The sequence below is a fragment of the Aneurinibacillus aneurinilyticus ATCC 12856 genome, from assembly GCF_000466385.1.
GTDB lineage: Bacteria > Bacillota > Bacilli > Aneurinibacillales > Aneurinibacillaceae > Aneurinibacillus > Aneurinibacillus aneurinilyticus.
On sequence record NZ_KE952878.1, the window covers coordinates 1 to 17,365 of the forward strand.

16 protein-coding genes are annotated in these 17,365 nt (G+C 44.8%); 14 read left to right on the forward strand and 2 right to left on the reverse strand.

Going from position 1 to position 17,365, the window contains the following annotated elements; all coding sequences use genetic code 11:
* Positions 1-145: 145 nt before the first annotated feature.
* Entirely contained in the window at positions 146-775 is a 630-nt protein-coding gene (gene lexA, locus HMPREF0083_RS20785; RefSeq protein ID WP_040304201.1) for a transcriptional repressor LexA, read from the reverse strand.
* Between the two features lie 217 nt (positions 776-992).
* Between lexA and yneA the strand changes: the two genes are divergently transcribed.
* From yneA to HMPREF0083_RS20855, 14 genes are all read left to right on the forward strand, one after another.
* Complete coding sequence (gene yneA / locus HMPREF0083_RS20790; RefSeq protein ID WP_021623731.1) at positions 993-1,274, forward strand: cell division suppressor protein YneA; 282 nt, start codon at positions 993-995, stop codon at positions 1,272-1,274.
* 57 nt (positions 1,275-1,331) lie between these two features.
* Complete coding sequence (locus HMPREF0083_RS20795; RefSeq protein WP_240961472.1) at positions 1,332-1,580, forward strand: DUF896 domain-containing protein; 249 nt, start codon at positions 1,332-1,334, stop codon at positions 1,578-1,580.
* Positions 1,581-1,655: 75 nt separating this feature from the next.
* The gene (locus tag HMPREF0083_RS20800) at positions 1,656-2,318 is read left to right on the forward strand and encodes a YneB family resolvase-like protein (RefSeq protein ID WP_040304206.1); all 663 of its coding nucleotides are present in this window, start codon (positions 1,656-1,658) and stop codon (positions 2,316-2,318) included.
* A 227-nt stretch (positions 2,319-2,545) separates the two neighbouring features.
* Positions 2,546-5,065, forward strand: a complete 2,520-nt coding sequence (locus tag HMPREF0083_RS20805; protein WP_081696142.1) for a U32 family peptidase — start codon at positions 2,546-2,548, stop codon at positions 5,063-5,065.
* 315 nt (positions 5,066-5,380) lie between these two features.
* On the forward strand, positions 5,381-6,166 hold the full coding sequence (locus HMPREF0083_RS26600) for a C40 family peptidase (RefSeq protein ID WP_051354744.1): 786 nt from the start codon (positions 5,381-5,383) through the stop codon (positions 6,164-6,166).
* 262 nt (positions 6,167-6,428) lie between these two features.
* Positions 6,429-7,655 (forward strand): acyl-CoA dehydrogenase family protein, encoded by a 1,227-nt coding sequence (locus tag HMPREF0083_RS20815; protein ID WP_040304208.1) that lies wholly within the window; start codon positions 6,429-6,431, stop codon positions 7,653-7,655.
* 23 nt (positions 7,656-7,678) lie between these two features.
* Positions 7,679-8,455 carry an SDR family oxidoreductase gene (locus tag HMPREF0083_RS20820; protein WP_021623737.1) on the forward strand — a complete coding sequence of 259 codons (777 nt, stop codon included), beginning with the start codon at positions 7,679-7,681 and terminating at the stop codon, positions 8,453-8,455.
* A 56-nt stretch (positions 8,456-8,511) separates the two neighbouring features.
* The gene (locus HMPREF0083_RS20825; protein ID WP_021623738.1) at positions 8,512-9,594 is read left to right on the forward strand and encodes a phosphotransferase family protein; all 1,083 of its coding nucleotides are present in this window, start codon (positions 8,512-8,514) and stop codon (positions 9,592-9,594) included.
* A gap of 12 nt (positions 9,595-9,606) precedes the next feature.
* Positions 9,607-10,368 carry a 2-phosphosulfolactate phosphatase gene (locus HMPREF0083_RS20830; RefSeq protein WP_021623739.1) on the forward strand — a complete coding sequence of 254 codons (762 nt, stop codon included), beginning with the start codon at positions 9,607-9,609 and terminating at the stop codon, positions 10,366-10,368.
* 221 nt (positions 10,369-10,589) lie between these two features.
* Positions 10,590-12,263, forward strand: a complete 1,674-nt coding sequence (locus HMPREF0083_RS20835) for a long-chain fatty acid--CoA ligase (RefSeq protein WP_040304209.1) — start codon at positions 10,590-10,592, stop codon at positions 12,261-12,263.
* Between the two features lie 300 nt (positions 12,264-12,563).
* Positions 12,564-13,127: a TetR/AcrR family transcriptional regulator gene (locus HMPREF0083_RS20840; RefSeq protein WP_021623741.1), complete on the forward strand. Its 564-nt coding sequence runs from the start codon at positions 12,564-12,566 to the stop codon at positions 13,125-13,127.
* Between the two features lie 190 nt (positions 13,128-13,317).
* Positions 13,318-14,388: an NAD(P)/FAD-dependent oxidoreductase gene (locus HMPREF0083_RS20845; RefSeq protein ID WP_021623743.1), complete on the forward strand. Its 1,071-nt coding sequence runs from the start codon at positions 13,318-13,320 to the stop codon at positions 14,386-14,388.
* A 167-nt stretch (positions 14,389-14,555) separates the two neighbouring features.
* Complete coding sequence (locus tag HMPREF0083_RS20850; RefSeq protein ID WP_021623744.1) at positions 14,556-14,882, forward strand: ArsR/SmtB family transcription factor; 327 nt, start codon at positions 14,556-14,558, stop codon at positions 14,880-14,882.
* Positions 14,883-15,276: 394 nt separating this feature from the next.
* Complete coding sequence (locus HMPREF0083_RS20855) at positions 15,277-16,491, forward strand: MFS transporter (RefSeq protein WP_021623746.1); 1,215 nt, start codon at positions 15,277-15,279, stop codon at positions 16,489-16,491.
* Between the two features lie 193 nt (positions 16,492-16,684).
* On the opposite strand, the gene HMPREF0083_RS20860 is transcribed toward HMPREF0083_RS20855, so the two are convergent.
* Positions 16,685-17,308, reverse strand: coding sequence for a class I SAM-dependent methyltransferase (locus HMPREF0083_RS20860; RefSeq protein WP_021623747.1), 624 nt, complete (start codon positions 17,306-17,308; stop codon positions 16,685-16,687).
* Positions 17,309-17,365 lie beyond the last annotated feature (57 nt).

Genomic DNA, 17,365 nt, shown 5'->3' on the forward strand with positions numbered 1-17,365 from the left:
ACTCTGGATCATACTGGATAATCAACACCCTTGGGCATTTATAATAAAACAGATGAAAAGTATGAAAAGAACCTTGTCGCAAAAGCAACAAGGTTCTTATTTACTACAAGCATATAGCATAATAAACATCTTTTCATCAGAGTGATTAGTGGATATTACGGTACACACCGATGACTTTGCCCAGCACAGTTACTGTAGGAAGCAAAATCGGCTCCATAGTCGGATTCTCCGGTTGCAGTCGGATGTGGTTCCGTTCTTTGAATATACGCTTTACTGTCGCCTCGTCTTCTTCTGTCATCGCCACAACGATATCGCCGTTATTGGCACTTTGCTGTTGACGGACAATAACGTAATCGCCGTCCAGAATCCCCGCATCAATCATACTTTCGCCTTGAATACGAAGCATGTAGACCGTATCGCTACCTACCATGTTCTCCGGAAGAACAAAGTATTCTTCCACATTTTCCACGGCTGTAATAGGCATACCTGCTGTAACTTTCCCCATAACGGGCACAGTTACTGTCTTGACTGTCTCCATTGCATTTGTATTGCCTGCTCGATTTCCGTCCAGAATCTCAATCGCACGCGGCTTGGTTGGATCGCGACGGATTAAGCCTTTCTTCTCCAGACGGGCTAAATGCCCATGTACAGTAGAACTGGAGGCAAGTCCTACTGCCTCTCCGATTTCCCGTACAGAAGGCGGATAGCCTTTATCCTTGACTTCTTTCTTTATGTAATCCAGGATGGCGAGCTGACGGCTGGATAGTTTCTTCATACCAACACACCCCATTCTATGGAATCTTTTATTGTTCCCATTATACCAACATTTGTTCTTAGACACAAACATAAGTTCTAATTTTTTATTGACAGGAACATTCGTTCTGCTTAATATAAAAAAGAACGCACGTTCTTATTTTGTTTCGGTTCTATCTTACATAGACAAGCATACATATTCAATATCAGAAATGAAGACAATAGAAGGGGGATAACACATGAATAAGAAATCATTGTTTATTGGAGTAATTGTCAGCGCAGCTATCCTCAGTATGGCGAATTTAGTGTTTGCATCTATTAATACGGGCGGTAAAGAGAACACGTCTAGCAGTATAGAGGTAGTAGTGGAGCCTGGCGACACACTTTGGAGAATTGCTGATCAGTATAATGAACAAGCGGGTATGTCGGTGAATGAATTATTGTTTTATATTCAAAAAGAGAACCAGCTTCAATCTGCCATTATACAACCGGGCGACCATATCATTATCCCAATAAAATAGCGATGAACAAGAAAGTTTGATGAATAAGTGATCCGTGCTATAATGGGTGAACATGCTATGTATAGAGAGGAGAATTCCATTCGCATGGTTACCGAAGAAAAGATTCGCCGGATTAACGAATTGGCGGCAAAATCGAAGAGCACTGGCTTAACGAAAGAAGAGAAAGCCGAACAAGCGGCGCTTCGTAATGAATACATTCAAGCAGTGCGTGGCTCGCTTAAAGCCAACCTTGATTCCATTCGCCTTGTCGATGAAAGCGGCAAAGAAGTAGGACCGTTATCCAAAAAGAAAAAATATAAGCACTAACAAGAACCCTCCCCATATATGGAGGGTTTTATACATAATACAGAGCAATATTGGAGAAGCGATGGGGGTGAAAAGATGAATGTAGGACTGTACGCAAGAGTTAGCACCGAACGCAAGGAACAGGAGACAAGCTTGAGGCGGCAGGCGGAGGAATTGCGGCAATATGCAGCGCAAAATGGTTGGACTGTTGTCCGGGAAGTCGCTGAACAAGAAAGTGGATTCGAACTTGAACGTCCAGGATTACTGACCCTTCTTGAAGCTATGTCAGATGGAGAGCTTGCGGCCATACTTGTACAAGATGAGTCTAGATTAGGCCGTGGTAACAGCAAAATCGCTCTCCTGCATCAGATACGCAAGCTGGAAGGGAAAGTATTCTCACTAGATAATCAAGGCGAGCTAAGAGTGAGTGAGATGGAAGGCATGGTACTGGAAATTCTGGCTGTTGTAGAAGAATATCAGCGGCGCTTAACCAATCATAAAATTTCCCGTGGAATGCAGCGTGCTATTGCTGAAGGGTTCCGCCCTGAACACAACTTGAAGAACACTGACCAGGGAGGCCGCAAGCGCAATGATTTGCCTATGGAAGAGATTATCAAGCTTCGCAGTAAAAAATTGACGTTCGAAGAAATTGCTCTAACGCTGCGTGGGCTGGGCTATGAAGCGTCGCGGGCTACGGTACATCGACGTTATCGCGAATATATGGAGACCTGTTCAGAGAATAAAGGAACACAGTTGTAAAAAGCTTCGAAACAAACGAAATTAGAAACAACGCTCTGTCCCTTACATGATAGCGGAAGACAGAGCGTTTTTTATATAACATATGGGAATAGAGCTATGTTACGATGGTGAAAATGAAAGAAATAGCGTATAGTATTAGTTTGGATAACGCAAAATGTGATACGCCCGCCGTCTGCATGCATGACGCGGAATATCCGCCGAAGCCGCAGCAGATGGCTCATGAACATATGCACAAAGAAAAGGAAGGATGGAGAAGAGTGACCGCAATCACAAGAGATATGGTAGAACTGCTAGCGCCTGCCGGAAACTGGGAGTGTCTTCGAGCGGCGGTAACGAATGGTGCAAATGCGGTTTTCTTCGGGGTTGAGAAGTTTAACGCAAGAGCAAGAGCGGATAATTTCAAGATGGAAGAACTACCGGAGATTATGGCATACCTTCATAAATACGGTGTCAAAGGTTTTTTGACATTTAATATTCTTGTATTTGAAGATGAAATGAAAGAAGCACAAATACTGGTAGATGCCTGTATCGAGGCAGGTGTAGATGCTGTTATCGTACAAGATATGGGGCTGGTGAAGCTTATTCGTGAGATTTCGCCTGATTTTCCGATCCACGGCTCTACACAGATGACGATTACATCGCCGGAAGCAGTAGACTTTATGAAGGAGTATAATCTCGAAGTGGTCGTACTGGGGCGCGAAAACAATCTAAAGCACATTAAAACCATTGCCGGAAAAACAGATACTCCTTTGGAAGTGTTTGTACATGGAGCCCTGTGCGTATCATATTCTGGCCAATGTCTTACTTCTGAGATGTGGGGCGGCCGTTCAGCGAATCGTGGTGAATGTGCTCAAGCCTGTCGTTTGCCGTATGACTTAATTGTCGATGGTATTCAGAAGGAGATGGGTAATATTGCTTACTTGCTTTCACCGAAAGATTTGGCGGCGATTGATTTGATTCCTGAATTAATTGAGGCTGGAGTCACTTCGTTTAAAATCGAGGGACGTTTGAAGTCACCGGAGTATGTGGCTAATGTCGTCAGCAAATATCGCAAAGCGATCGATGAATATTTCGAAGGCGAACAATATGAGCCGTCTACCGAAGAGCTTCGTGAGCTCCAGCAGAGCTTTAGCCGTGGATTTACACACGGATTTCTTAAAGGCACGAATAATAAGCAACTGGTTGACGGTACTTTTCCGAAAAGTCGGGGTGTGTATCTGGGTACAGTGAAAAAAGTGCTGAAAGATGCTGTGCTATGTGAACTGCATGCGCCGCTAAAGCGTGGTGATGGTATCGTATTCGATGCAGGAAACCCGCAGGAAAAAGAAGAAGGCGGCCGTGTGTATGACCTTCGCAGAAAAGGACGGAAAATCGAAGGAGGGGCACGGGAAGGACTTATTGAAATCGTTCCGGGACGCCGCGATGTCCAATTAAGTCGCGTGCATGTCGGCGATAAAATATGGAAAACGAATGATCCCGAGCTGGATCGTAAGCTACGTAAAACATTTGAGACGGATTATCCGTACCGTCCGTTCCCGCTTGCTGTGCATGTAACAGGCAGGGCAGGTGAACCTCTCGTATCAATCTGGCGCGACATCAAAACAGGCGGCGAGGTAACCATAGCGTCTGAAGTGAGGCTGGAGCAGGCGGTGAAACGTCCGCTTACCGGGGAGTACCTGCATGAACAATGGGGGCGTCTCGGTGGTACAGTGTATGAACTGGCTGAATTAAAGATGGAGCTTCAAGGCGATGTAATTGTTCCAGTGAAAGAGCTAAATCGTATGCGCCGCGAAGCGGTGGAACAGCTTGTCATCAAGCGCGAACAGCCACGTACCTATATTAAACGCAAAATCGTCAACGAAAGCAGCCGTGCTCGAACGGTCGGCAATAACACAGCACAGGAAATGCCAAAGCTTATTTCTTTGTGTCGTACGATGGAACAAATTCATGCTTCAGCGCAGACGGATGTTGATTACATCTATGCCGATTTTGAATTTACACGCGATTATCCAGAAGCGGTAGAAGCGGTACGGCAGTATGGTAAAAAGATTGCACTTGCGACACCACGCATTCATATGCCTGGCGAACAGGGCGTGCTGAACGGCATGCTGCGGGCAAATCCGGATGCCATTCTTGTGCGCAATACCGGCGCTTTGCAGTATTTTAAGCAAGCAGGTGTGAAAATCCCGCTCTTTGGAGATTTTTCGCTTAACATTGCAAACCATAAAGCTGCGGAACTTTTTCTTGAGCATGGGCTTGAGAAGGTAACTCCATCATATGATTTGAATATACAGCAAATGGTAGATATGTTGGCAGCATCTCCAACCGAACGCATCGAACTGGTTATTCATCAACATCTGCCAATGTTCCATACTGAACACTGTGTATACTGCACATTTCTTAGTGAAGGAACGGATTATACGAACTGTGGGCGTCCGTGTGAAAGTCATCGCGTATCTTTGCAGGATCGTATTGGCATGTCGCATCCAGTACGGGTGGACATCGGCTGCCGTAATACAGTCTATAATGCAATCGAGCAATCCGGGGCCGAATATATTACGAATTTCCGTGAGCTTGGTGTACAGGAATATCGTGTGGAGTTTCTGGAAGAAGATGCCGATAAGGTACGTGAAGTGTTGCATTTGTATCGGGAGGCGCTTAATGGAAGCCGTACCGGAACGAGCGTATGGCGCACGCTGAAGGCTACCAATCAGTTAGGCGTAACGCGTGGACAATTGGTTAAGTAATATAAGAAACCCGATGTTTTCTGTAACAAGGAAGCATCGGGTTTTATGTTACTATGGCGGTTCGCCCTATTTATTTCATTTTTATATTTCCATGTGTAAGATTAATTAGCAAAATAAACCTATGAAAAATAGGTTCTTTTGGACTAATGTATATTTTCATAAAAAAAACAATACCCATGTCTAGCAAATAAAGCTAGAATAAGATTGTAGATAAAGTTACGTATAGATACATACCTCCTACTACTATGAATCTACTAAATCAGCAGTATGCTATGTGAAAGAAAACGGACAATTGTTTGGGATGGTGAGAAAAAGATGAAAAAACTAGCATTGGCCGCGCTCTTCTCCATGGTCATCGCGACGCCGGTGTCCGCCGCTTCATATACTGTAAGCAAAGATGACACCCTGTTCAAACTCAGTCAAAGGTTCGGAGTATCAATTGACGAACTAAAAAAGGCGAACAAATTAACCAGCGATGTAATCAAAATGGGACAAGTCTTGAATATACCGTCAACGACTTTGGCTTCCCGCAGTGGCTCAGGTACACAGGCGTCTACGACATCCGGGTATGTAGCGGCGAATCCGAGCAACCGTAGTACGACCGTGCTATCAGCTAATCAGGCAAAGAAGAATGTTACTCCAGCTCCGCCAAAAAAGGAGCAACCGACCAAATCGACAACAGTAGCGACGAATCAAGTAAGTACGGCAAAGTCTTCCAGGGAAGGAACCCGGGATTTTGATGAAAGACAGATGAACGCGGTTATTAATAATCTGCTTGGCGTTCCGTACAAGTGGGGTGGCACAACACTGGAAGGATTCGATTGCAGCGGCTTCACTTCCTACGTATTCAATGAGCTAGGTGTCACGTTGCCACGCACATCATTGGAACAGTTCGATGCTGGACAGAGCGTAAGTGATGAGGAACTAAAGCCGGGAGATTTACTTTTCTTCGACTCGGAGAAAAAAGGCACAATTACTCATGTTGGGGTATACATAGGAGATAATCAAATGGCACATGCTGCCACTAAGAATGTACGTATCGATAATCTTGACTGGTATTACAAAAACTATCAGTATTATGGGGCAAAGCGCATATTTTAATAATACGCTTTGTTTAACCGGATAGAAATAAGCTCGTTCTGCGCATGGAAATAGCCATTGAGTTGCGCTGGAACGGGCTTATTTCTGTTATATGTTATGAATAGCTTCATATACTATAATAGAAGAGGAGGTAAATAGAACATATAGTCGGCTTGAATTTTTGGAAAATATAGATTATATTGTTTTTTAGATAACATACTATCCGGTCAGTATGTTGCGTGTAAGCAGTACTATATCATTTTTAAAAATAGGGAGGGATATGATGAACTTCGATTATACAGAAAAGATCCAGAAGCTTCAGAGAACGCTTATCGAATTCATGGAGGAGATCGTATATCCAAATGAAAAAACGTATGAAGAACAACTCAATTGTGCAGAAAGTCGCTGGAGTATTCCACCGGTGATGGAGGAAATGAAACAATCGGCCAAAGAAGCGGGCCTATGGAATTTATTTCTGCCTGACAGTGAGTATGGCGCGGGGCTGACCAATCTCGAATATGCGCCACTATGTGAAATTATGGGACGCTCGTTTATTGCACCAGAAGTATTCAATTGCGCGGCTCCAGATACTGGAAATATGGAAGTGCTGGTCCGCTATGGAACAAGAGAGCAAAAAGACAGGTGGCTGGCTCCGCTTCTGGAGGGAGAAATCCGTTCTTGCTTCTCGATGACAGAGCCGGATGTTGCTTCATCAGATGCTACCAACATCGAGGCATCTATTGAGCGCAATGGAGATGAATACGTTGTGAACGGACGAAAATGGTGGTCTTCAGGCGCAGGTGATCCACGATGCCAGATTGCCATTGTTATGGGCAAAACCAACCCGGAAGCTTCCCGTTATGAGCAGCAGTCTATGATTCTTGTGCCGCTTGACACACCCGGTGTCCATATTAAACGCATGCTACCGGTATTCGGGTATGATCATGCACCGCATGGGCACGCAGAAATCGATTATGATCATGTTCGTGTACCGTCTGATGCAATAATTTGGGAGGAGGGCAAAGGATTTGCAATTGCCCAGGGGCGGCTAGGACCCGGGCGCATTCATCATTGCATGCGTTTAATTGGGGCGGCAGAGCGAGCACTGGAGGAATTATGCAAGCGTGTTCAAAAACGGGTAGCTTTCGGAAAAACGCTGGCTCAACAGGGTGTTATACAGGACTGGATCGCTACCTCGCGCATCGAAATCGAGCAGGCACGTCTTTTAACATTGAAAGCCGCCTATATGATGGATACCGTTGGAAACAAGGCAGCCAAAAAAGAAATTGCGATGATTAAGGTAGTTGCTCCAAATATAGCGCTTCAAGTATTAGATCGTGCCATTCAGGCGCTTGGTGCCGCCGGTGTAAGCGATGATTTTCCACTGGCTGCCCATTGGGCAAACGCACGGACGCTTCGGCTGGCGGACGGGCCAGATGAGGTTCATAAATCAGCTATCGCAAAAATGGAGCTAAAACCATATGAGAAGCTGAATGCGCTTACGAAATAAAGCAACAAAAGGAGCAAACCTATATGCATATTAGTCAACTATTTGATTTAACCGGAAAAACGGCCATCATAACCGGAGGCGGCCGCGGGCTTGGTGCGCAAATTGCCCAAGGGTACGCTGAAGCAGGAGCTAATCTTGTGCTTTGCTCGCGCCGTGTGGAATCGTGCGAAGATACGGCTGAGCGAATCATACATGAAACAGGTGTACAGTGCCTGGCACTGCCGTGTGATGTACGTGAGCCGCAGGATGTACAGCGGATCGTTGATCAAACACTAGAACGGTTTGGCAATATTGATATTTTAGTAAATAATAGCGGTGCATCCTGGGGTGCTCCCGTGACCGATATGCCGCTGGAAGCCTGGAATAAAGTAATGGATATCAACATAACTGGAACATTCCTCATGTCGCAAGCAGTTGGAAAAGTGATGATTGGGCGCAAGGCTGGCAAAATTATTAACATCGCCTCTGTTGCAGGCTTAACTGGCTGTGACCCTCGTTTCATGGATGCAGTCGGATATAGCGCCAGTAAAGGAGCCGTCATTTCATTTACTAGAGACCTTGCGGTGAAATGGGGTGAATATGGGGTGAATGTCAACGCTATCGCCCCCGGATTTTTCCCTACGAAAATGTCCAAGGAGCTGCTTAGCCGTGGGGGGGAATACATTTTAGGTTATACGCCGTTGAAGCGTTACGGGTCCGACCATGATTTGAAAGGAAGTGCCGTATTCCTGGCATCGCAAGCCTCTGATTTTGTTACAGGAGCCGTGCTGGTAGTCGATGGTGGGATGTCAGCTATGTAATCCAGTAAATGCTGAATGTTGTTTCCGAGTGTTAGTCACAAAAAGGAGGTCGTACGATGACTAAGCAAGATGCGACGCCGAAAGACACCATCCCTGTTCGTCAAGGAGAAGAGCTGAACTTTGCATCGCTGGAAACCTATCTTCGACAGCATCTGGAAATGCTGGGAAATGAACAGATGCATGTTGAGCAATTTGGAGCGGGCCATTCTAATCTAACATATCAAATCAACATCGGGGACTGGGAGGCAGTCATACGCCGTCCTCCTTTCGGTCCCGTAGCGCCCAAAGCTCACGATATGAAGCGTGAGTATGAAATTTTAAAGGAACTTCACCCGTTTTTCCCGTTGGCTCCAAAGCCGTATCTATATTGTGAAAATACATCTGTCATCGGTAGTCCGTTCTTTGTTATGGAGAGGCGGAGGGGAGTTGTACTGGATAAAGCTTTCCCTGCCTATGTGGATTATACACCTGACCTTGGTATGAGGATTTCAGAGACGATGGTCGATACGTTGGTTGAATTGCATGATGTGCCGTACCGGGAAACAGGGCTCACAGCGTTGAGCCGACCGGAAGGATTTATGGAACGGCAGGTTCAAGGCTGGATTGGCCGTTATGAGCGTGCGAAAACAGATGATATTCCGGAGGCGGAGCGGATTAAAGCATGGTTAACTGATTCCATTCCGGTATCTCCAGCCCCAACTGTCATCCATTATGATTACAAGCTCAACAACGTTATGTTTTCGGGTGAGGATGTAACACGGATGACAGGTGTATTCGACTGGGAAATGACGACGGTGGGTGACCCGCTGGCAGACCTCGGTGCTGCCTTGGGCTATTGGGTGGAGAAAGATGACCCACCCGCTTTACAGCGCGGATTGGGGCACCCTCCATTGACAGTGACCCCCGGCTTTATGACGCGTACACAGTTTTTAGAAGCGTATGCCAAAAAGAGCGGACGGGATATATCAGGCATTCATTTTTATTTGACATTTGCTTATTTTAAGCTTGCTGTTATTTGCCAGCAAATTTATTACCGTTGGAAAATGGGGCAGACGAAAGACGAACGCTTCGCAGACCTTAATCAGTTTGTCTATGCGCTCATGCTACACGCGCTGCAATGCGCGGAACATAAAGAATAATGGGGGAAGCCGATGGGGAAAGTGCATGTTCTAATGCGCAAAGAAGATATAGATACAGAGAAAATTCAGGGGAAAATAGCGGTCGTCTTCGATGTGCTTCTAGCGACTTCGACTATTGTGGCAGGACTTTATTATGGAGCAAAAGAAATCATACCTGTGTTACATGGGAAGGAAGCCCTCAAGGAAGCGGAGAACAGAGTACCTGACAGCTTCATACTTGTGGGGGAATATGAAGGGATAACGTTGGAAGGCTTCCTTAATCCAAATCCCCTTGCCTTGAAGCGTCACATTCAGAAAAAGACCGTCATCCTGTCCACAACGAATGGGACGGTAGCAATACACAAGGCAGCCCCCGCCAAACGTATTTACGCAGCCTCCTTGCTTAACGGTAAGGCAGTAGCCCGAGCACTTCGTGCAAATCATGCCGACGACACTATCATCCTGGTCTGTGCTGGTTCCTCGGGTGAATTTTCAATGGAGGACTTTTATGGAGCTGGCTATGTACTGGACTGCTTGCTTTGTGAACAGAACGTCGAATGGGAGATGACCGACGCTGCGTTTACTGCGCGCGAATTTTATCGCGGCGCAGGAGAATGTACCGAGAATATTCTGCTGTCCTCGCGCGTAGGCCAGATGCTGCAACGGTTTAAGATGGAAGAAGACATCTATTTTATAGCGCAGCGCGGGATCTTCGATATGGTGCCGTATCTTAATGAACGAAAAGCGCTAGTCAAAGGAGGAGAAGATTGCTATGTCGGGTACACGCCTTCATAGACCGGATGCGCCCCTGCGCTCCGGCAGAAAAAAGGCTAGTGTGTCTTTTTCCGACCGCTCCCGCCCACCACAAAATGTACCGATTTATCAAATCAGATGTAAATAGTTTGTACCAAGAACGAAAGCGCTTTCTATTTGTTTACTCACTTATGAAAATGGTTGTGACTCAACATACGGCTGTTTCTGCGAAAATATTATTAATCATTTGGAGGGATGTAAGAATGGTCCACGCGCATTTTGCACACTGGCCTGTACGTATGCCAACGTCACTTACGGTTCCGGAAACAACGTTGTATGACAACCTAGAAGTAACCGCGCGAAGATATCCAAACAAAACGGCTGTTATGTATTATGGTACAGCAATGTCATATCGGAAATTGCTCCAGGAAGTGAACAGGATGGCTAGCTATCTTATCATGCAAGGGGTCCAAAAAGGAGAACGCATACTGTTATATATGCAAAATAGCCCTCAGTTTATTATTGCGTACTATGCGATTTTACGTGCGGGTGCTGTTGTCGTTCCGGTGAATCCGATGAATATGACCGAGGAGCTTATTCATTACATTCAAGACGGGAATACCCGTTTAGGATTCGTTGCACAAGAACTGTATTCCCGAATCGAGCCACTTGTTTCCACAACAGTCCTCGAACATATCATTTTGGCGACCTATTCTGATTATTGTCAGGAAGATACGCTAGAAGTTCCAGATATAGTAAAGGCCCCGCGAGTAGCAGTGCGGATATCATCTGTGATTTCATGGAATGAGGCGGCAGGCTGCGATATCGTATCTAACTTTCCGGATACAGTGGCGAATGATTTAGCTGTTCTACCTTATACATCCGGTACGACAGGCAAACCGAAAGGGTGCATGCACCCTCATTCCACTATTCAGGCTAACACTGTGTCAACAGTATTATGGGGAACGCTGACATCGGAAGCACGTGTCTTATGTACGTTGCCACTTTTCCATGTTACTGGCATGGTACACAGCATGCATGCTCCTATTTATACAGGTGCCACAATGGTAGTACTTACACGCTGGGAGCGTGATACGGTCGCTGCAATCATCGAGCGTTACGGTTGTACCCACTGGACGTGTATCAGTACGATGGTTGTTGATTTTCTGGCGAATCCGAATCTTTCACGCTACGATATTAGCTCTTTGCAGGTGATAGACGGGGGAGGGGCTCCGTTGCCGGAAGCCGTAGGTAAAAAGCTATTTGACGTGACTGGATTGCGATTTGTGGAGGGCTATGGGCTTTCAGAAACGATGGCCCAGACACACTTTAATCCAATGGAGCGTCCGAAGTTACAGTGTCTGGGTGTTCCTGCGTTTGACGTTGACGCACGAATCATCGACCCGGATACGCTGGAAGAGAAAGGGGTTGGAGAAGAGGGCGAGATTATTGTAAATGGTCCGCAGGTATGTAAAGGATATTGGCAACGTCCAGAAGAAAACGAGCAGGCTTTTATTGAATTAAATGGAAAAGTGTTTTTCCGAACCGGAGATATCGCTCGTTTTGATGAGGAAGGCTATTTCTTTATCGTGGACCGTGTGAAACGAATGATTAACGCATCGGGCTTTAAAATTTGGCCGTCTGAAGTAGAATCGATTTTGTATCAGCATCCGTCCATTCTTCAGGCGTGCGTAATCGGAGTGCCAGACGAACGTAAAGGAGAGGAAGTGAAAGCGTTCATTGTGCTGCGGGAAGAGCAGAGAGGGCTTACTAGTGAACAGGAAATTATCGATTGGGCAAAGGAGCAGATGGCTGCATATAAGTATCCACGCATTGTAGAATTCGTTGAAAGTCTTCCGGTCTCCGGCACAGGTAAAATTTTATGGCGTAAACTTCAGGAAGCAGCATGGAGCAAAGCCGAAAAATACACAGAGTAGAAAGTGGATATGTTTTTTAATTTAGCCAAAATGCCTGAAATCTTTGTTGCACAAGGGTTTTAGGCATTCTTTAACTAAAGGATTCACAAGAATCTTTGATTATAGCTGTAAATAGAACCGTTTGATTACGGCATATGGTCCTCCTTTTCCTAAGCGCTAGTATCAAGGGCGTTGATTATCCAGTACGATCCAAAAGTGGCTCGTCACCACACCGTGCCCCAAACGGGCGAAGCATATAACACCGTAATATACGAACCAGCCTGTCTGTATTAGAATAGAGGAGAGTACAGGGGGGATAGCATGAAGGAGAAACTTTTGCGACAGAGTATCGAACTTTTTGAGAAGAAAGGGTTTAGTGAAACATCCATTCAGGATATCGTGGACGCCCTTGGTGTAACCAAAGGGACTTTCTATTACTATTTCAAAAGCAAAGAACAAATGCTAATGCAGATCAACCTGCATTATATAAATGACCTTTTGGATACTCAGCTTAAAATTATCGAACATCCAGAAAAATCATGGCAGGATAAATTATACGATGTCGTTTATATGCTGATCAGTAGAATTGAAAAACATGGGGCAAGTGCCCGTATTTTTTTCCGTGAGCTGGTCAACCTGAAAGGGGAGTATTTTGAGGAAATTTTACACAAACGGGACCAATTTCGTATTCGGTTCCAATATTTAATAGAACAGGGAATCGAGAGCGGAGAGTTTCGTAATGACTTGCGGGCTGATCTGATGACGCTTTCAATTCTTGGTTCGTGTAATTGGAGTTATATGTGGTTTAGAACAGATGGCCCGGTTCCTGAAAAGGAATTGGCCCGATCTTTTCTGGAAGTTTTCCTTAATGGCATAAAGAAATAGAGAGAGAAGCATAGGGACGAATCACGGCCGTTTGCCTTCTTTTTGGAAGAAGGGCGAGAGGCAATGCCTGCGAGTTTTTCTTGTTTTGTCACTTGTTTTCTGTTGTGAAGCGGCCATGGAGAAGGTATGATAAAAGGGGAAAAATGTTAGTATAATCGACATAGGCAGAAAAAGGGGGAAAGCAGGCGTCATGAGCAAAAACATTGTTCTGTTGGGAGCTGGATATGGAGGGATATCGTTTTTGAACACGGTGTTGCCGCACATCCCGTCCGATGTCCGAATTTTGGTCATTGATCGACTCCGACATCACACGATTAAACCGGAATATTATGCGCTGGCCAGCGGGTCGCTGAATGAAAGCAAAGTAAAGGCGGCTTTCCCCATACACAGTCAGGTCGAATACATTCAAGATGAGATTAAAGAAATTCAGGTGTCTTTCCATAAAGTGATATGCAAGGAAAGGGAAGTGCCCTTTGATCAGCTTATTGTCGCGCTTGGCTGTGTCGACAATCACTTTAATGTGCCCTGGGCAGCGGAATATACGGAAAGCATCCAATCGTTTGCCAAGGCGATGAAAACGCGCAAGAAGATCGATGAACTACCGTCAGATAGTCATGTTGTCATTATAGGTGGCGGGCTATCGGGGGTTGAATTTGCCAGCGATTTGCGCGAACAGCATCCAGAACTTAGAATTACGCTGCTTGAACGATCAGAAGAAGTGCTGGCTACACTTCCCGCTCGCATTCGAAAATATGTACGTCAGTACCTGGATGACCATATAATAGATGTGCTTACAAATGTCAGCGTGACAATGGTAGATGCTCAGGCGGTCTATTACGGACTGGAGCGGAACACAGTTCCATACGACGTATGTGTGTGGACGGCGGGAATTATGCCAAATCCCATTTCTAACCCGCTGCTTGCCTACAGCAATGCTGATCGGATGAATCGGATTGCGGTAAAGGAGAACTACGAATTGCCGTATTATAACGATATTTTTGTTGTAGGGGACTGTGCAAGCTCCGAATTTGCGCCTAGTGCGCAGCTGGCCCATATACAGGGAAAGCAGCTTGGTGATTATTTTATCTCTGTATGGAAGGGAAGCGAGTACGAACCGGAACCGATTAAGCTTAAAGGCGTACTTGGTTATCTAGGTAAAAAAACCGGATTTGGCCTTGTGGGTGATAATGTGCTGTTAGGCAAAGTTCCGAATGTTATTAAGTCAGGTGTGCTGTGGATGCATAAGCACCATATGGGATAAGTCTGATTTTAAAATGACGAAATGATCGCATGTAAGGCATACCTCCGTTTCTTCCTCTAAGCGGAGGTAGCTGTATCATATTTTGGATAAGTCGATTTGACATTTGATAGAGGGTATTCTACTATTTATTTGAATATATGTACATATAATTAACTGGGGTGGCTTGTATGGAAAATACGGAAAACCAAAATAATGTGCCATGCGAACATCTTGATGAGGAAACGTTGTTTGTTGTCTCTCAGACATTTAAAGCGTTATCCGACCCTACTAGAATTCGAATCCTGCACCTTCTCTCACAAAAGGAGTGCGCTGTCAGCGAAATTGCTGAAGCGCTTGGCCTACTGCAGTCTACAGTTTCTCACCAGCTACGTTTTTTGAAGAATCTCCGGTTGGTAAAGTTTAGACGGGCGGGCACCACTCTTTATTACTCACATGATGATGAGCATGTCGTGGACCTGCTAGAACAGGCTATTCACCATGCTTGCCATGACTGAACTTTGCTGAATATGCTCCAATGGCATGTATAACAATAATGAGCCAGATGAGCAAAGAAAAATCTTGCTTTTGTTTCGCCAATCAAGTAGTATAAAATCAACATTAAAATGGAAGGGTGACCTTTACACGATGATTATCTAATCCTATTTCTAAGAAAGCATTCGTTATACAAACGAAAACTTCTTCTGGATAGGATTAGTATGCCCTTTTATGCATGTGAAAAGATATGTGAAATCATACCAAATGTATGATGTCTTTTTGCTATTGTGCTACCTCCTGTCTAGCGAAGTGGATAAGGAGGTTTTTTTGTGCTTATTTTCAAAAGTAATACGTAGTGAAAATGCAAAATTATAAATAAATAGAAAGAAGGAAACTATATTGTCTTCAACATCTATGTCTAGTCTGTTCCGCAACCGTTTTGTTCAGGCGATTTTACTAGCCGGTCTTTTTCTTCAAATTGGCATTTGGGTACGTAACTTTTCTGTGCTGCTATATGTAGTGGAAATGACCAACGAGGATGCATTTGCGGTTTCGATGGTTTCGGTTGCTGAGTTTGCTCCGATTTTTATTTTCTCATTTATCGGGGGAACCTTTGCCGACCGCTGGCGACCAAAGCGAACGATGATCTGGTGTGATATCTTAAGTTCTGCATCGGTATTTGCCGTTTTGCTTACACTCATCTTTGGATCATGGAAGGCGGTATTTTTCGCCACTTTATTCTCGGCGATTTTGTCCCAGTTCTCTCAACCGTCTGGGTTGAAGCTGTTTAAAATGCATGTACCGGCTGAACAGATACAGGCTGGCATGTCCATTTACCAAACCATTTTTGCCGTATTCATGGTATTAGGTCCGGTCCTCGGAACGTTCGTTTATCAAAGCTTCGGCATTCAAGTTGCGATTGCAATTACGGGATTTGCATTCCTCATGTCGGCTGCTGCTTTGTTAATTCTACCACCTGATCGAGACACAAACGAAGAAAAGACGACACAGTCGACGCTTTTTCAAGAGATGGCCGACGGGATTCGCTACGTACTATCCAAAAAAGTGCTGACATTGTTAGGAGTTTGTTTCTTTGCTGCCGGTTTGGCGATCGGTCTTATTCAACCGCTTGGTGTTTTTCTTGTTACGGAACGACTTGGGTTGGAGAAAGAATACTTGCAATGGCTAATGATGGCCAACGGGATCGGCATGATGTTGGGCGGCGGATTGGCCATGGCTTTCGCCAAATCGGTCGCTCCACAAAAAATGCTGGCATTCGGCATGTTCGTCGATGCCATTGTCATGGCCGTGTCCGGCATTTCTACAACGCCATGGATAACATTAACCGTACAGTTTTTCGGTGGTTTAGTGCTGCCGTGCATCCAAATCGGCATTAATACGATGATATTGCAAAATACGGAAGAGCAGTATATAGGCCGAGTCAACGGTATCCTTAGTCCATTGTTCACTGGAGCGATGGTCGTTACGATGAGCATGGCCGGTCTGCTCAAAAATTCGTTTTCCCTTGTTACGATGTATGAAGCAGCAGGGTTTCTGTTTATCTTCGGTTTGCTTTTCATTTTGCCGTTGTATCGACTGCCGGCTATCGTCAAGGAATCTGGAACGTAAGATTCGTATGCACTTTCTTTGGTCAAGGATGGGAGAAATATACTCCACCCATCCACGACTTTTCTCTTAAAGGAGATATCATAATTGGAAATGAGGTGTGGACTATATAAGTTACACTTGATAGTTTGACATGGTAGCGTGGTTGGAAGTAGGAAATTCGGAAAAAAGAAGAGGTTGGATGCTATCATTATGCCTATCGTATCTTTTGCAAAAGGATTTTTCTGTACATGCCATTAAATAATACCGGAGTGCTCTCCAGTTGCTTAACTGTCTCTAGGTAAGGCGCTACTATCTCCGCGAAACTTCGTCCGATATCCGTCCCTAGGAACGAAATAAAGGGGCGGATTATTCTTTTTCCGATAGACAATTTTTTATTATCAGGTTGGAACTTATCAAAAATAAGAATATATCCTTCCTTTTGTGTAACACGGATAATTTCTTTCATACAAAGTATCGGATCGGGTACGACAGAAACAACAAGATTAGCAATAACGATATCGAAAGACTCATCTGAAAAACTCATATGCTGCGCATCCATTTCCATAAAAGTGATTGTCTGTGAATGCTCGTATTTCTTTTTTGCCTGCTGAAGCATATTTGGAGAGATATCAATCGCAGTTACGGTACTATCTTTTTGTGTAAGCAACTGCAAATCAGCACCTGTTCCTACACCTACAAAAAGGATGCGGCTTCCTAGTGGAATGGGAGCATCCTTAAACACAGTTTTTCGCGCTTGTAAAAAAAGAGCGGAATTAAAAAACGAATCATAAAAGGGAGCCCATAGGTTATAAATCATTTTATTCCATGTATTATTCATACTGTTTTTTTCCTTTCACCAAAATGTAGTTGAACGCCTTTTGTTTATTATATGATC